Source organism: Rubripirellula tenax (assembly GCF_007860125.1).
In the GTDB taxonomy this organism is placed as follows: Bacteria; Planctomycetota; Planctomycetia; order Pirellulales; family Pirellulaceae; genus Rubripirellula; species Rubripirellula tenax.
This window is the reverse complement of record NZ_SJPW01000003.1, coordinates 1025945-1042159: the sequence shown is the minus strand read 5'-3', so window position 1 is coordinate 1042159 and position 16215 is coordinate 1025945. Positions and strand designations below refer to the sequence as shown.

Annotated in this window: 10 protein-coding genes; 2 read left to right on the top strand and 8 right to left on the bottom strand. The window is 56.6% G+C overall.

Annotation, left to right across the window (positions count from 1 at the left end):
- Positions 1–5: 5 nt before the first annotated feature.
- From Poly51_RS14445 to Poly51_RS14420, 6 genes are all read right to left on the bottom strand, one after another.
- A complete protein-coding gene (locus tag Poly51_RS14445; RefSeq protein ID WP_146458456.1) occupies positions 6–3488 on the bottom strand; it encodes a glycosyl hydrolase in 3483 nt (1160 codons plus the stop codon).
- A 34-nt stretch (positions 3489–3522) separates the two neighbouring features.
- Positions 3523–4920 carry a sulfatase family protein gene (locus Poly51_RS14440; protein WP_146458455.1) on the bottom strand — a complete coding sequence of 466 codons (1398 nt, stop codon included), beginning with the start codon at positions 4918–4920 and terminating at the stop codon, positions 3523–3525.
- A 210-nt stretch (positions 4921–5130) separates the two neighbouring features.
- Entirely contained in the window at positions 5131–6573 is a 1443-nt protein-coding gene (locus Poly51_RS14435; RefSeq protein WP_146458454.1) for a Gfo/Idh/MocA family protein, read from the bottom strand.
- Positions 6574–6640: 67 nt separating this feature from the next.
- The gene (locus tag Poly51_RS14430) at positions 6641–9127 is read right to left on the bottom strand and encodes a family 78 glycoside hydrolase catalytic domain (RefSeq protein WP_246114497.1); all 2487 of its coding nucleotides are present in this window, start codon (positions 9125–9127) and stop codon (positions 6641–6643) included.
- Positions 9128–9446: 319 nt separating this feature from the next.
- Positions 9447–9635 (bottom strand): hypothetical protein, encoded by a 189-nt coding sequence (locus Poly51_RS14425; RefSeq protein ID WP_146458453.1) that lies wholly within the window; start codon positions 9633–9635, stop codon positions 9447–9449.
- A gap of 105 nt (positions 9636–9740) precedes the next feature.
- A complete protein-coding gene (locus tag Poly51_RS14420) occupies positions 9741–10973 on the bottom strand; it encodes a DUF1559 domain-containing protein (protein WP_146458452.1) in 1233 nt (410 codons plus the stop codon).
- Positions 10974–11245: 272 nt separating this feature from the next.
- Here Poly51_RS14420 and Poly51_RS14415 point away from each other — a divergent pair, with 272 nt between their 5' ends.
- Both Poly51_RS14415 and Poly51_RS14410 read left to right on the top strand, forming a co-directional pair.
- Positions 11246–11779 carry a sigma-70 family RNA polymerase sigma factor gene (locus Poly51_RS14415; protein ID WP_390621784.1) on the top strand — a complete coding sequence of 178 codons (534 nt, stop codon included), beginning with the start codon at positions 11246–11248 and terminating at the stop codon, positions 11777–11779.
- Positions 11779–13533, top strand: coding sequence for a LamG domain-containing protein (locus Poly51_RS14410; protein ID WP_146458450.1), 1755 nt, complete (start codon positions 11779–11781; stop codon positions 13531–13533). The genes Poly51_RS14415 and Poly51_RS14410 overlap by 1 nt, the downstream gene beginning before the upstream one ends.
- A gap of 359 nt (positions 13534–13892) precedes the next feature.
- Here Poly51_RS14410 and Poly51_RS14405 read toward each other — a convergent pair whose 3' ends face one another.
- Positions 13893–15527 carry a serine/threonine-protein kinase gene (locus Poly51_RS14405; RefSeq protein WP_146458449.1) on the bottom strand — a complete coding sequence of 545 codons (1635 nt, stop codon included), beginning with the start codon at positions 15525–15527 and terminating at the stop codon, positions 13893–13895.
- Positions 15524–16186: a sigma-70 family RNA polymerase sigma factor gene (locus tag Poly51_RS14400; RefSeq protein WP_146458448.1), complete on the bottom strand. Its 663-nt coding sequence runs from the start codon at positions 16184–16186 to the stop codon at positions 15524–15526. Before Poly51_RS14400 ends, Poly51_RS14405 begins: the two co-directional genes overlap by 4 nt.
- Between the last annotated feature and the right edge of the window lie 29 nt (positions 16187–16215).

Sequence of the window (16215 nt, the reverse complement as noted above, 5' to 3'; positions counted from 1 at the left end):
TCGCCTCAACGAATAGCTGTTGGTAGTGTTACGTCTTTCCCACGTCGCAATTGAACGTTGGGCCCAAGCCCCGAGAAATCTAAAGGCGAATCCTTGGGTGGACCGGCGATGGTCCAGGTTTTCCGTTTGTCAGGCGACTGGGTCGCATCATAGACAAGGCGGTTGTGCCACGTGTTGGTGACTTCGACGGAAACGCTGTTCTCGCCTTGCTGCACAAAGTCGGTAATGTCCGTGCGAAACGGCCAAGTCCAAAGCACGGCCGATGTGTGTCCGTTGACGGTGACCTTCGCGATGCTCCCGACCTGTCCGAGGTCCAATAGAAATCGATCGTCTTGGTTTACGTCGTCGAGCGTCACCGTTGTCTGGTAGTTCGCCGTTCCCGAGAAATGGCGGACGCCGCTGTCTCGAATCTCGGACCACGGCCCAACACGATCCAACTTGATGGAAGCGGGAGTGTCCCAGCCAACTGGGAACGAAAGACTCCAATTCGATTGCAGCGGGATCGTCTCAGCACCGGAAACTTCGACCGAGGACGTCTCGCCGTTTCTGCTTTCTATTTCGTACTCGCCATCGTTCCAAGCCACCATCCGCTGTCCACCATCGGTCAACTGGATCGTCAAGGGACCGGGTTCCACCCAAGGTTGGATCGGCTTCTTTCGAGACACACCGTAACGCGGATACTTGGCCGCCGTGTCAATTCGATTTCTATCGTTTACATCCAGCAAGACGTCACCGTTGAGGGCAATCCGCTCAACACCTGCCTCCGTCGGTTGGGGCCGAAAAACAACAAAGATTGAGCCGGCAACCGGCAACTGAACGGGGATCGTCGTCCCGTCGTCGGTGGTCTTGAAGGTAGAGATCGGCGTGACGCTGCCGTCGACCGGATCCCAAAACTCTGGCGTTCCACGCGAGCGAAAATGCAGATTGGCATCGAGTGATTGATGCCGATCGCCGATCACGAAATAGATGTCGGTGTTACCAACTCGCCGGTGACACCATCGCTCGGGCAACGTTCCGATGACGTCGGGCTTGACGTCTCGTTCGGTGAGCGACTCTTCCAGACTGCCGCCCCAAATCAACCGCCCGCTACCGATCCGGCGATCGCCGCTAGCCGCATCGCCCCAATGTTCATTGACCAGATTCTCAAAAGCCAAGTCTGCTTCTACCCCGTCGCTCAGCGATGGATTCATGTCGGGTGCTTCACCGATCACGGTGCCGCCCGCCATCAACAACTCTTTGATCTTTTGCAACGTGTCAGGTGTCATTCGCCGACAATGATCGCGTGGCAGCCAAAGGACTCGCCAGCGAGTGCCTTCGGGGTTCACGATGTCTCCGTCCTTAACGCTCAATCGCGTCAGCAACACGTCAGCGTTGACGTAGTCGAAATGGTAGCCACTCGGAAACGGCGAGTCTTGCCTTGGCTTGTGATCCACGTCGTCGCCGAGGTACCAAAGTACGTCAGCAACCGGTTGTCCTTGTTCGAGCAGAAAGCCGCACCGAGCCAGATAATCGGTGAACGCAGGCATGTGTTTCCACCACGTCTGACCACGCAAGAACGGCGTGCCGATGGCACTTCCGAACGACGTCCCGGGAACTTCATCACGCGGGTTGTGCGTGTAAGTGTGGAACACCATGTGCGTCACTCCGAGTGCAAAGCTGCGATCGGCCACATTCTTGAGCGCAAACGGATGTTCTCGCCAATTCATCGGCACGGACGTGAATGCCTCCGCAGCAACCCGTGGCTTGCCATAGATGTGCGCCGCCGATGCGGTCGGCGCAAATGGCTTGGTTTCTAAACCTCCATCATGCGGATCGTTCGGCTGCCAGACTTCGCACATCGGGATATCGGCCGACTTGAAGTACTGCAAAATATCACCCGGCGAAACATCGCCGACCGACGTTTCAAACGAAAGTTGCAGTCCTCGCTCGCGTCCCAGTTCGGCCAACCGACCGTAGTAATTGTCGACGATCAAATCGCTGATCGTTGCCCGCCAATCACGCAAGAACCGTTCGCTCGATCGATGGTCATTCACGACCCAACCCGCCAGCGCGGGCAACCAAGGGCGAAGCGAATAGCCTCGCCGACTCACGAACTCGCGTTCCATTTCGGGAGTCCAAGTTTGCGTGTAGCACTCCCAGCTATCGATCAGCATGCCCCGCAAGCGACCACCATCGGCGGCTCCGCCCGACTTCGAAAGGCGACCGATGTAGCCGGCGAAATGTTGTTCCGCACCCGCAGGCGAAAGCTTGTCGCATTCAAACCCCGTCGCCTCTGGCGGTGCGGGCTTGTTCTCGACTCCCGTGTTGACATGTCCAAAGCGAACCACTGTCCAACCGCCAGCGGGCGCATCCCAGTCCAGGTGCCCCGACGAGTCAACGCGGTCGGTGAGGTCAACGATCGAGTCTTGTTGAATCCATGCAGCGGCGGACTGCTCGGGCGGCGCGGCGCGTTCCAGACTGCGAAGCGCGTAACCGGCTTGACCTCGCCAATCCTGCAAGCGCGCGGCGGTGGAAAGGCGAAGCTGCGAAAGCTCCATTGGCCGGCGGTTGTGAAAAGCGATTCGGTATCGAACGGACTTCGCATCGGGAACCGCCAACACAAGCGGCACATCACTCTGGCGGTCTTGCCAGTTGCCGCGTGGGACCACGTGCGTGATCAATTCTTTCCAACCGCCGTCATTGGAAACGGAAATCGTGATGGTTGCATCGGGATCGAAATTGAATCGTTTCATCATCAGTTCGATCGGCGGCAACTCGATCGATCGAAGCGTGATTGGATTTGCAAACGTGAAATCCACCCAAGTCGGCTCGTCGCGGGCGACCGGGATCTGAACAGCGACCTCGTTTCCGGTAAGCAGTTCGTTCCAGGGTTCATCGTTCACGCTGCTCTGGACTGCATCTGGAACAATCCACGTCCCCGTATCATTCGCAGGTGTTGGGAACGCCAGCACGGCAACGTCTTGATAGTCACGCCAGTCTTCGTTGCTGGGCTGTGGGACTTCTAGGTCGATTGAAACCTGGCGGCCACCAGCAATGTCTTGGCGACTGGTTACCAGGTGCCGCATCGCATTGTCCGGCGTGATCCACGGTCCACCCGACATCGCCCAGCCCGGACAGTTCTGCATCGTGAACTTCAGTCCCAGCCGATCGGTTTCGCCAGCCACATGGCTTATCAACGAATCCCAAGTCGGGCTGAGTGTTTGAATCTGTGGCTCCACTCCGGGCCACGCACGGCCTTTGCCGTGGAACAACTGAATCCCACTGATTCCCGCACCGGCAACCGCTTCCAAATCAGTGCTCAGCGCTTCACGATCGACATTCCCACCAATCAAGTGGAACCAAGTTTCGGGGTACGCTTGCCTGGGCGGTGCCCGAAACTCGTCCGCCAACTTATCGGTCGACGCCGTTTGAGCGAGGGCATGACTTTGCACCAACGCCCAAATCAAGATTGCAGCGAGTGACAACAAACGGAAACACAGTGACTTCATGGATAAACGTCTTCGTCAGAATGGAGTTGCTGCTTCATTTCGCTTTCGGTCGAGCCACCCAAGTTTCGGGCGCGTCGAGCATCAGCGGTTCATGGAATACCGTAAGCCCGTCACCCTGATCGCGAATCCACTGTTTCAACTCTGTCGCTAGGGCCTGCTCGACGGACGCTAGCTCCGCGTGACCGGCCAAGTTGTTCAGTTCGTGCGGGTCTTGTTCAAGATCGAACAGTTCGTATTCCGGTCGCCCGTGGTGGTGAGCCAGCACGTCGGCGGCGTGCGAGTCCGTCTTCGCCGCTGTCATCCACTCTTTGAAATAGTCACCCGACGTCTCCCGTAACAACAGATCGATGTGTGTCGTGAACGCGAACTCAGGGTGCGGGTTCCAAATCAGCTTGTATCGATTCGTCCTGACGCTGCGACTCAGATACACATTCATCATCCGGTCGCCGCTATGCGTCGTAAAGATTCGATCGCGATGCAAATCGGTTTCACCGCGAAGAACCGGCGCAAACGAACGACCGTCCAAGTCGTCGGGCACATCGCCTCCACCGATGTCAATCAGCGTTGGAAAAACATCGACCCAACTGACCATCGCATCCGTCCGCGATCCCGCTTGGATCTTGCCCGGTCGAGAAACGATCAGCGGCACGCGAATCCCTTCGTCATACAGAGTCCACTTGCCGAAGGGAAACTGCGCGCCGTGGTCGCTGGACAGCACAAACAACTTGTCATCCGACATGTGCTTGTCGGTCAATTCACGCAGTTCTGCCAAGTAGGCATCCAGATTCTTGACCTCTTGCAGGTAACGCGATCGCTGGACTCGCGTGCGTGGCGTATCAAGCAATTGGGGCGGCATCGTCATCGATTGCGGATCGACCGTTGATTCGCTGGGCCAAGGTACGTGCGGATCCGAGACACCGACGAACAACGCTAGAGGGCGATCATCGGTGCGATTCTCGAGAAACTTTCTTACGGTCCCTCGCAAATCGGAAATATCTGACTTCAGATCGAAAGTATCGAAGTGATAGTCGACTGCGCTTCGCAGGTGAGCAACTTTCCCGAAGGCGGCCGTTTCATAGCCAAGCTCACCAAGCACCTTCGGCAAACGCGGAACGTCCTCGCGAGGATAGCTGTGGTTCTCTTCAGCACCGTTGCGGGCCGGCATCAATCCAGTAAGTAACGCCGCGCGGCTGACCGCACAGGAAGGGCTGGCAACAAAGGCACGGTCGAACGACATTCCCTCCTCAGCCAATTGATCAATCGCCGGCGTCATGATGTTTGTTCCGCCATACGACGAAACATCCGCCGCCGACAGGTCGTCAGCGAGGTAGACAACGATGTCGGGCTGACGCCGTGGTTCGACGGCATAGGCCGCCGTGGCAAAAACGAATCCACACGACCACAGAAACAAAAGTACTCTCGAACGTTTCATTTGCGACTCGAACTTACCCGATTGAAAATTTACGACGCCATCCGGCTCAGCGCACTCAGGTCGTTTCCGCGGCCGTCGCGACCATTCGCTTCCACTGGATTTACAGCCTGTTGAAAAAGGGGTCTGACCCTTTGGAGACGTTGCAGAAACATTGTGAATTCGAAACGTCGGAGAGGGTCAGACCCCTTTCCCCCCTTTTTCAACAGGCTGTTAAACCAATTCAGGAACTTCAAAACCTTTGCGGTATTCTCGTTTCAAGAACGGATTGCCGACATCGGCATGGTCACCGACGAAACGTTCGGTCGCTGGATCCAGTTCCAGCATCGGGCTCAGCCGAATGCTGTCACTGTCCAGTCCCAGACCGTAAGACTTCAGGTGTTCGCCCATCGCTGAAAGCACATTCTGCCACTCGTCCACTGCGATGCTATTGGCGGTGTCCTTGTCGAACGATCCGCTAGCGCGGAAGGCAACGTTGGCGAGATTGCACCAACCCGTGCTGTCGTTCCCAACCGATACTTCCGCGTTCAAAATTGACCGGTCGTGGCTCCGCACCGCGTCGATGAAGTTTTGTTGATGCAGCACGTCACCGCTATTACCCTTGAACTCTTTGATGACCTTACCATCGGCGTCTTTGGCAACCGCACGTTTCCGCTGACCTTCAAGTCGCCCGCCTTCACAGTAGGCAATGTAGCCGCTGCCAGGCCCCAAATGTTCTGGGCTCTTCTTTGCACCGGGTTGGTCCGGCAGATTTGTCAGCCCGATCACCACCGGAATCGAACCGGTGTCAAAGTAAGCGAAATGTAGGTTTGGAGTTTGGCCCGCATCGTCAAAAGCAACGCGTCCGCCGCCCGCCAAAACTCGCTTCGGTAACGCGACGGAATCTTGGAAAAGATTGTTGCGAACGTCATCCAAAACATGCACGCCCCAGTTGCCCATGTCTCCGGAACCGGTATTCCAATCCCAGTGCCAATCGTAGTGCAAGTTATCACGAAACAGTGGTGACTTCTGAGCGGGGCCGCACCACATGTCGTACGCCAGGGTCTTGTCGATCGGAAGCGGCGTGTCACGTTTGCCGATCGGCCTCCGAATGAAATAGTGATTCACTCGCGCAGTTTGAATTTCGCCGAGAGTCTTATCGTCGTGCAAGAACTTTTTGATTTCTGCTTGCATCGGGTCGCTACGCTGCTGTGTTCCGACCTGACAGATACGATCGTACTTTCGCACCGCGGCCACGACCTGCCGTCCTTCCCACTGGGTATGGGAAAGGGGCTTTTCAACATAAACATGGTTGCCGGCCTCCATCGCCCAAATCGCGGCCAGACAATGCCAATGATTGCATGTCGCAATCACGACCGCATCGATGCTTTTGTCGGCAATCAGTTGGCGCATGTCTTGATAACTCTTCGCCGCCGGGAAGCGTTGCTTCACCGATCCCAAACGGTTTGCATCGACATCGCAGAGCGCGGCGATGTTGACGCCCGGAATAGTCTCGAACTGGCTCAACAGCTTTTCAGCACGACCGCCACAACCGATGAATCCGAGGCTGACTTCTTCATTCGCATTTGCCGCTCGCAGCGTTCGCGCCGCCAGTGAAGTGGTTACCCCGGCAGCAACAACGGTGGAAAAGAACTGTCGTCGAGTAGATTGGAACATGGTCATTGCTTCAAAGGGAGGGATTGGCTGGCTGTAATGCTTCAGCAAAGGCATCAGCGCATTGGTCTTACTTGACTTCGATTTTGACGGAACCGGTCATGAGCTTGTCGAGAACCCAACGATCACCCACCTTTGTCGCATCCACGTCTTTTCCGTCAACGAAAACGCCTTTCGATGCATCCGTTGCGGGCAAGTCCACTTTGGCGGTCATGCCATCGGGAAGTGCGAGAGAAATCGTAAACGTCGATTCCTTTTTCCAATCGATTTCAACGGGCCCAAGCGGCGTCGGAACCCGGCCACGAGCGTGCTTTAGACCGCCGGGGCACGGACGGATCATCGCGGTCGACCAGCCAGGGGCAATTGGCTGAACGCCCAGCACGCATCGTGGCAACAGGTTTGCGGGCGCGGCGCCCCACGCATGGTTCCAGTCTTGATTCGGTTTGTACTTCAAATCCCACGCTTCCCAACTGATGGTTGTTCCGCTGTTGAGCATATGCTTCCAACTTCGATCACCGTCGGCGATCATCAACTCGATTGCCTTGCGATCGCTTCCGTTATCAAAGAGTCCATCTAGGAAGTACTGTGCCGCGTAGGGGCTACACTGCATGTCTTTCGCTTCCAGCCACGCAAGCACGCCGGCGACCTTGTCCGCTGGGACAAGCCCGAACGCCAAGGGAAAGAAGTTCGCATGGATACTGCTGTGATCGGTACCCACGCCATCGCGATAGATCCCTGCGGCGGCGTCAAACAACGTTTCTTGGAACGCCGCTTTCGCAAGCTCCACTCGATCGCCAAACGCTTTCGCGTCGTCATCTTTCCCGACCGCCCGCGCCATCTGGGCCATTCGTTCAAGTGCCTCGATATGAAACGCGTTGACGACCGTGTTGATCTCGGTGAACACGAACTTGTCACGTTCCTTTTGCGGCCAGTCAACGATGTCGGTCCGCTTCTGATCCACTTCGGAACTGCGTACCAAACCGTCCTCACCACTGCGGTGCATCAACGTCTTGGCCTTTAGCGATTCGTAGCGATGTGCCAGCCAGTCGACGTCACCCGAGTACATCCACTCGGCATGCGCCATGAACACCATGTGCGGCGCCCACTCGGTTGGCCACGTGCCATTTTCCATCAGCCAATCGAAAGACCTTGCCGCCATCTTCACGTTGTCATCGGTGGTGTAGTGGCTGAGTTGATTCAAGTAAGCATCAGCTTCGTACGGGATGCGTTCACGGTCGCCGTCGACGTACACGCCGGCAAACGTTGTGGCCTTGATACTGTACTTACACAGATCCCAAATCTTGTTCAGTGATTCGTCCGAGCACTCGAACGAACTCGCGTCGTCATTCCAAGTTGCCGAAAACGCCGCTCGCCGACGAATCAGTTCAAACGGAAAGTCATCATCGAGCCCTTCAATCTCGATCCAGCGAAACGGCATGACGGAACCCCAACTCGAAGGCGTCAAGACCGCTGGCGGATTCGCGTTCATCAGCCCGGCTTGTTCGACGTTTCGAGCGTCAACGGGCGCTGGCACAACCCAGTTCCCAAGCTGCTGCCCATTGCGAATCGGAGTGGTTCCATACCGAACGGTCCCGGGCGGACTGCGATCGATGCGACCCTCTTTTAGCTTCTCGCCGAAATGCACGCTGCCTGTTCCGCTGCCGGTGGCGATCGGCATGGCAAGGTTTCCGAAAGCGACCTTGCCGAAATCAAGCTGAGTGACTTTGTCGCTGATCCGCTTGATCGAAACAGGCTCCTGCTGTACCAGCGAAACATGTTGTTCCGCCGGAATCTGTGGCAGTTCCTTGATGAACAGATTGCGGAATCGATAGGTCTGGCCTTTTTCACCGTGATGTTGAATTCCGATGAATCCGCTTGCGTCCGTGGCGTCGCGAAAGCGAACGGTTTGAACGCCATTGAGCTCGATCGTGATCACATCCTTCACACAGGTAACGACGTAGCGATTCCAGCCGTTTCGATTCAGCGCATTGGCGACCGCTGGTTCTGCAAAAGAGGCCTTTGATTCCTGTTCGTGATTCAGGAATTGATCTTCCGATCGCCCCTTCGTGCTTGGCCAGATCCAACCTCGTCGCGACTCGTCATAGAAACCGCCCGACCAGCGCCGATCCGATCCGTCACACTCGGCTTGATAGCCGTAAACTTTTTTCGCCGCGTCGTCGTCGACATGACATCGAAACATGACACCCGAGTTGGCATCACCTTCGGGCAGATGAATCTCCACACTGACGCGAAAATCAGCGTACTTCTTGTCGGTGACCAGAAAAAACTTCTGATCCGCAAGCAGATGGATTTCTCCGCCAACGACCTTGGCTTCACCGTACGGGTACGGGTTCCGCCAACCGCCCAAGTCCTTGCCGTTGAACAAAGGCGTGTACCCGCGGCTGACCATCGATGCGAATCCGGCGGAGCCATCTTGTTCGAATGCCGGCTTAGCGATTGAGAGCGATATTGATTCCTGAGCCCAGCAATGCGACAGAAGCAAAAGTGGAAGCCATGCCAAGGCTGCGAATTTTTCGAAACGGAATTGAAATGTCATGATATGGGTCCAGCAACGGGCGGAAACACAAAAGAGGCCGACGCATCGCGCACGTCAGCCACAAAGTGATCTGATTCGTCAAACGATGCAAACGTACCCTACTCGACGAGTTCCCGATCAACGACCGTTGCCTGCCAAACAGGGAACTGCGAAGCCACATCAAGGCCGCTCGCAGATCCGTTGCGGAAGCGATCCGCTGACCTTGGTAAGACGCGGAACGAGAAGATTGCTCGCGACTTGCCAGATTCGTTGAAAAACGAAAAACCCTGCGGCGACGCTTCACCGTCTCGCAGGGCTTCGGTATGGCTTTGCGACGAAACTATTTTTTCGGCTTCTCAGCCGACTCGGCTTCGGAGGACGAATCGGCTTCGTCCAGAATCATACGATTATATTCGGCAATCTTATCTTCATCGGCGTTGTCCATGACGTTCCGGTTTGGCGCGTCGCCACCGCAACCGACAAATGCGGCGGTCAGCAGGAGGGCCATCAGCAGAAAGCGAGCTTGCATGGTAAAAATACTTTTTAAGCGTGGAAACGTTCGGGTTGAAAAAGAAAAGACTGCCCCGGAAACGTTTCCGAGGCAGTCGAAGTCAACTTGAAAGTGATCGTGAACTTAGAGCTCTTCTTGAATCACTTCCTTCGATGCGCGTGTGCCGAGCGAACCCCACAAACCGTAGGGGCTTGCCGATCCAGGCGATGAAGTGCCTGTCGAGCCGTTGCGAACCATCGGGGCCCGCGAATTGCCGGCTTCGATCGAATCGGTGATGAACTTGACGGCTCCGTCACCCAACAACACGTGAGCACCGCCTTGGTGACGGCTCGAGTTTGACGCCACCAAGTCACGGTCGAGACTTCCCATCGAACACAACTCGGTGTTCGGCGGCAGAATCGTCGTCATCATCGTGAACAGTGGGAACGAATCGGCCCAGCGGTAACCACGTCCGCTCGCTGCGCTGCGGACGTTGGTGGTCGCGTCCCAGAATCGCGGACGAAGTGGGTCGATGAAAGCACCCGGCCCGGCCGTTTGCTCGCGACACCACGACGGGTTGTTCCGCAAATTATTCCGATTGTTGGAGGTCCCGTCGGTAACCATTGTCGTAATGTCTCGGTCGCCAAGGTCGGTCGAGATCTCGCCCATGGCGATGGTGTTGGACAGTCCATCCAGAATGTCACGGAATTTCATCCCACGGCCGGCAACGAACACGCCACGGTGCGCCGCGTTCGAGTTTGCCGCCGAACCGGTCGTCGCCACATACGGCAATGGCTGACCCGCACGAACCCAGTGATAACCGTCGCGAATCCAGTCCGTGGAATCTCCCGCACACGCGGCGTAGTTCGTCCGACCAAGTGCAGGCAGACCAAAGCCAGGGTCGCTTGGGCAGCGAAGCGTGGTGACTTCGGTCGACCACGGTGTGTACGCGATCTGGTCAGGCGTCGGACCGAATGCGTTCCAAATCGCCGGCGTCCCACCATTGTTATCCAGCGGGTTGGAAATTTGTTCCCAAAGTGCTTGCTGCTCCATGAATGGCAACATCCCCACCAACAGGCTCAATCGCATGTTGTTGGCGTGGGTGTTCGCAGACCAATTACCCGAGTTCGACGGAATCCAGATATTAACGGGCTGGTCCGGATGGGTACCGGTCCCGTGCTGGGGCAGGCGTTTGAACGCCGAATGGTAGTTGTGCATCGCCAAGCCAAGCTGCTTGAAATTGTTGCTGCAGCTCATGCGGCGTGCGGCTTCACGTGCGGCCTGAACGGCGGGCAGCAATAGCCCCACCAAAACGCCGATGATGGCAATCACCACCAAAAGCTCGACCAACGTGAACGCGGATTGCTTACGCTTCATTTGAAAACTCCGAAACGAACGAAAAAGAAAAGACAGAGATTTGGGATGCCGCACCGACACAGTGGCACCTCTACGGGTATTTACCCGCCGCCGTCACGCTCTTTTGCGCTAAAACTCCTGATTTTCTCCGAAACTTCCTGGATATCTCCATTTTTTGACAATCCGTCCAGAAAGCGCGCGAAATAAGTTGCCGCCGCTGGGTTGTCTTCTGCACGACGGTGTCATGATCGTGCTAGAACTTGGCATATTTGTGCTAGTCCCAGCGAGCCTTTTTGGACTCAATCATCGAAGACAAACTCTCACAAGACGAATTTGTTCGGCTTTTGGCTGCACACTCAAGTCAGATCATGTCTTTCGTGCGGGTCATTGCGATGAATCGCCATGACGATGCGGAGGAAGTGTTTCAACGAACGTGCATGGTCCTATGGCAAAAGTTCGCTCAGTTCGATGGGGGGGGGAACTTTACGGCGTGGGCCTGCCGGATCGCGCACTTCGAACTTTTGAAGCTTCGAGAATCCAAGAACAAAATCCAGATCCTCAGCGACGAGGCCATCGAGCAGTTGGCCTTCGCTGCCGAGCCGATCTCGGCAGAAATCAGCGAGCGTCGAACGGCGTTAGCAAATTGCATGAAGAAACTGTCGACGGCGGATCACGACCTGATTCGCCAAAGATATTTTGAGTCGGTGAGCGTTAGCGAGATTGCCCGTCGCGTTGGCCGTTCGTCCCATGCGATTTACCGAGAACTGAGTCGTGTCCACGGTTCATTGTCCAAATGTGTCGACCGGTCCGTGCGAGAGGAAGCCTGATGAGAATCGATACGAAAGAAATGCTAGACCTGCGAACATTGATCCTCAAGTCGTGTTCGGAATCTCTGGATGAAACGGAGACTGCCCAGCTCAATTCGCTGATCCTGATGGATGGCGGGGCGCACGAAGCTGCAGCTTTGATTGATCAACTTGGCGCCTTTACCGATTCTGGAAATCTAGACTCGATGGCGATGGCGGAAGTCTTCGCTGAGGCACTGGGCAGGGCCCCAGAGCGGACGCTTGCTCGAAGTGCCGATTCGCAATCAACGCTGGCTCGCCAAAATGGCGACGCGCCCGAAGACCGGTTCGCTGGATGGATGAAGAACCCGTGGTTGTTGGCGCTGGTCGCTAGCAATTTGCTGATCGCGTCGTTGGCTTGGTCCACCGCAAATCAATGGCGTTCTCAGCGCCCTCCCGTCGACATCGCGTCGGTGGCAGTATCGCCACATTTGGTCTCGATGACCGCGTGTGTTTGGAGCCCTTCGATTGAATCGGATCCCACGGTGGGGCACCCCATTCAGCAGGGCGAAAACTTGGAATTGATGGAAGGCATTGCTGAGATCAGAATCGGCGAAGGGACCGCGGGCGAAGCCTTGGTGCGAATCGAAGGGCCAGCGGGCATTTACATTGGTGCCGATGGCCAACTCCAACTCCGTCATGGCATCCTGACGGCGAAATCGCTTGGGACCGGCAGCGGGAACGTGATGGTCGATGGCCCGATCGGCGAAGTCTCCATCGATGGCCTCAGTTCGATCGGGCTGGTTTCCAACGGCATGCAAAGTGAGCTGCACGTTTTCTCGGGCCGTGCATTGGTGAGGCCCGCTACCATGGCGGCCTTTAGCGAACTTTGCTTGGTGGATGGCGAAGCCGTTCGCTTTTCGTCTCAGCCCAACGGTGACCACCTTGCCGTCATGTTTGAAGCGTCGATGTCCAGCTTCGTGTCGGCTCGCTCCTCTGCATTTGACCCGCTGAGGTTGAGTGACCAATACGCTCAAGTCGTACGCGAGTCCAAACCGAGCGTTTACTGGCGGTTTGAAGGGCTCAGCGGTGAATCGCCGTATCATGTCGCGAACGAGGGCAGCGCCGCGAACATGGACGCGGCATTGATCGGTGAACCGGGCTGGCGTCAGTACGGCAACAATCAAGTGTGTGAACTGGGACGACTGGGGAGCTCGTCCGGTTTTCGCAGCACGGGCCTTTGGCCGCCCAAACCGCTGGATGAATACACCATCGAAATGTGGGTGAAGCCGGAACTCTTTCATCACGGCGAACTGCTTTGCATGCACGAACAGCTTCGAGAAGATGATGGGCGATACCCTCACTCGGTGATCCTAGAAACGCTAGCGCAGCACTGGAAAAATGATCTAGAAGGTCTTCGCCCCAACACCCTTCGATTTGTCCATCGGACACCCGCATCGGGAGTCGTTCTTGAAGGCAGCAACGTCGTCGCGGACCGACCCTACCAAGTTCGCGTTTGGCAGCACGTTGCAGCGGTCAAGAAAGGGGATCGGATTTCAGTTTGGCTAGACGGGGTTTTGACCGCGCAGCATTCCGATGCCAGCGTGCTAGAAAACAACATGCAGATTGTGATTGGCCAACTTTATCTATCCCGAGCCGAACGTCGCTTCGTCGGCCAGATTGACGAAGTCGCGATCTACGATCGATGTCTAACGCCGAAAGAACTGCGAAGCCACATCAAGGCCGCCGGTCGATCGGTTGCACCGGAGTCGTTCGTCGACTCGAAGTCCGAGTAAGGACCGAGCGGTTTTTTAGTGTCGTCTTTCGCTCCGCGAAAGCAACGCTTTACGCAACTTTTGCGGAGCGAAAGGCGACTATTATTTCCCGCTCGATCCTAACTAGACAGCGCCACTTCGGATGGATTGTCTCGTGATTTGCGGCGTTTGCGAACGCATTAGCCGTTTTGGCGTTAGCCACGGTTCTTATCGCAAAAACCGTGGCTAACGCCAAAACGGCTAATCCAAAGTAGCGCTGTCCAGCTAAGCAGCCTGCGAAAGTCTAGGAATGAGCCGAAGGACGCAAGTAGCGCCAACAGACCCGACCGCTGACGCGCCGGCGGCTCGCAAAATCGGCCGACCCGTTGCGAACAAACGCATCATCGTTCCCGATACGAACGTCGACGACGTGCGTACTTGTAACCCGGAACAAAGAAGCATGCCCAGGCGACCAATCCGAACCAAAAGTGCGCAAACCCGGGCTGCAGCGCCATCAAGGCCGATACTGCCAACAGCGCCGCTGCCTGCAAGTAAAAGGTGCCGTTGAACATCCCCGCCTTCACGATGAAGACCATCGCGCTGACGATACCAAGCATCGGCGATAAACTGAGCACGGGCATCTTCAGCCACCATTCCAGCGGGAACAGCAAACCGATCGCGATCATGCTGGCACCCCACACGTGCGCGACTTGGCGTTCGATGAACGTGACCGGCCCCATCCGTTGTCGCATCGACCAAAACACGGTCGCCCAGGCACCCAAACCGACGGTCCAAACTGCCGCATAGATCCAACGTTGTTCGATGCCGTTGTAGTCCAATTGCCATGTCAACATGCACGCGACCAACAACACGATCGAATGCCAAATCCACAAGATGCCCCAGTTTTCTAAGACGGCTGCATGATGGGTTTCGCGAAACAGACGTGCGACGACCTGGCCGAACCGACCGCTGCGGGCGGCCACTTTTTCGTCGGCAAGGTAGGCGTCCAGGTCATTTGCCAGCGCATCGGCCGACTCGTATCGCAGGTCAATCGGTTTTTGCAGACACCGAATCGCGATCATTTCCAAGTCGCGATCCAAATTGGGCCGAATCGCTCGCGGCGGCGCCGGTTCTTGCTCGATCACCAACATCACCAACTCCATTGGCGACTCGGCAACGAACGGCGGACGTCCGGTCAGCGCGAAATACAGCACGCAACCGAGGCTGTACACGTCGCTGGCCGGCCCCATCAACCCGCGGCGTCCGCTCGCTTGCTCGGGTGACATATAGGCAGGCGTACCCAACAACATTCCGCTGCGAGTCAGTTCGTCGCTATCGGTGATCTGCTTGGCCAAACCGAAGTCCGTCACCATCGCCGTGCCGTCGCCCGTGATCAAAATATTGCTGGGCTTTAAGTCGCGATGCAACACGCCGTGGCGATGTGCGAATCCGATCGCCCGGGCGATCTCGGCGACAATCTGAGCGGCTCGCCGTTGGGGCAACGGTCCGTCGGCGACCAGCTCGGCCAACGTGGCGCCGTCGACCAACTGCATGCTGAAGAACGGTCGACCATCGACGTCGCCGACTTCATAGACCGGCACGATCCCGCTGTGTTCTAACTTTGCCGTGGCCGACGCTTCCGCCATGAAACGATTCAAGTCGGATTCGCTGGCCAACCGCCCGCGCAGGATCATCTTCACCGCGACTTCGCGATTGAGGCTGATTTGTCGCGCGCGAAAGACGACACCCATGCCACCCCGTCCGAGTTCTTCGATCAGTTCATAGTCGCCGACCGTGGTTGGCAATTGCAAACTTCGCCACCGCTGTGATGCCGCCGAGTCGTCGACGATGCCCTCGTCGCGAGCCGAGCCGGCCGTGTCGGTCACCAACACAGCGCCGAGCAAACGCTTCAGTTCGCCCGATAGATCCGGGTGTTCGACGTAGACTTTCTGGATATCGATGATCTCGCCGCGACAGATCGCATCGGTGACTTCCGACAAGATATCGGCTAGCCGCTGATCGCGATCATCACTCACGCGTCACTCTCGTCATCCGCAGGATTGATCTGCTGTTCTTCCAACAATTCGCGAAGTCGCCGAACGGCACGCAGATATCGCATGCTGGCCGCGGGCGGATTCAGGTTCAAGACCTGGGCGATTTCCAAATTCGTTAAATGTTCGTAGTGCCGCATCAAAATGATCTCGCGATCTTGATCGGGCAACTGCTCGATCACGGCTTCGACCTGGCCGGTAATCTCTCGCTGGGTCGCCGCCGCCGCGGGCGTCAGCGCGGGGTCGCAAAGTTGGATCGCAAGCTCCATCGTCGAATGATCTGCACCGGCCGGAACCGACATCGGTTGTTCGCGATCCATGTTCCGTTTGGCGCTGACCCGGTGTCGACGGTACGTGTCGATGATTCGATCCCACGCGATTTGCCGCAGCCACAAGTGAAAAGCCATGACGGGGTCGTCGAGATACTTTTCCAAACGATTGTTGGCCTCGATCATCACGTCTTGGACCACGTCGCTCACGTCGACACGGCGTTGGACCTTGCGGTCCAGGCGCATTTCGACCAACCGACGAATCGGTGCCCGATGTCGCTCAAGTAGTGTATTGACGGCGTTGACGTCACCCTGGCGTGCGGATTCCAGCAGGGTTTCAGTACGGTCGTCGCTAGGCCAAATCGATTTTGCCACGTTGTTCTCCTGACATCATGTTAGATGCC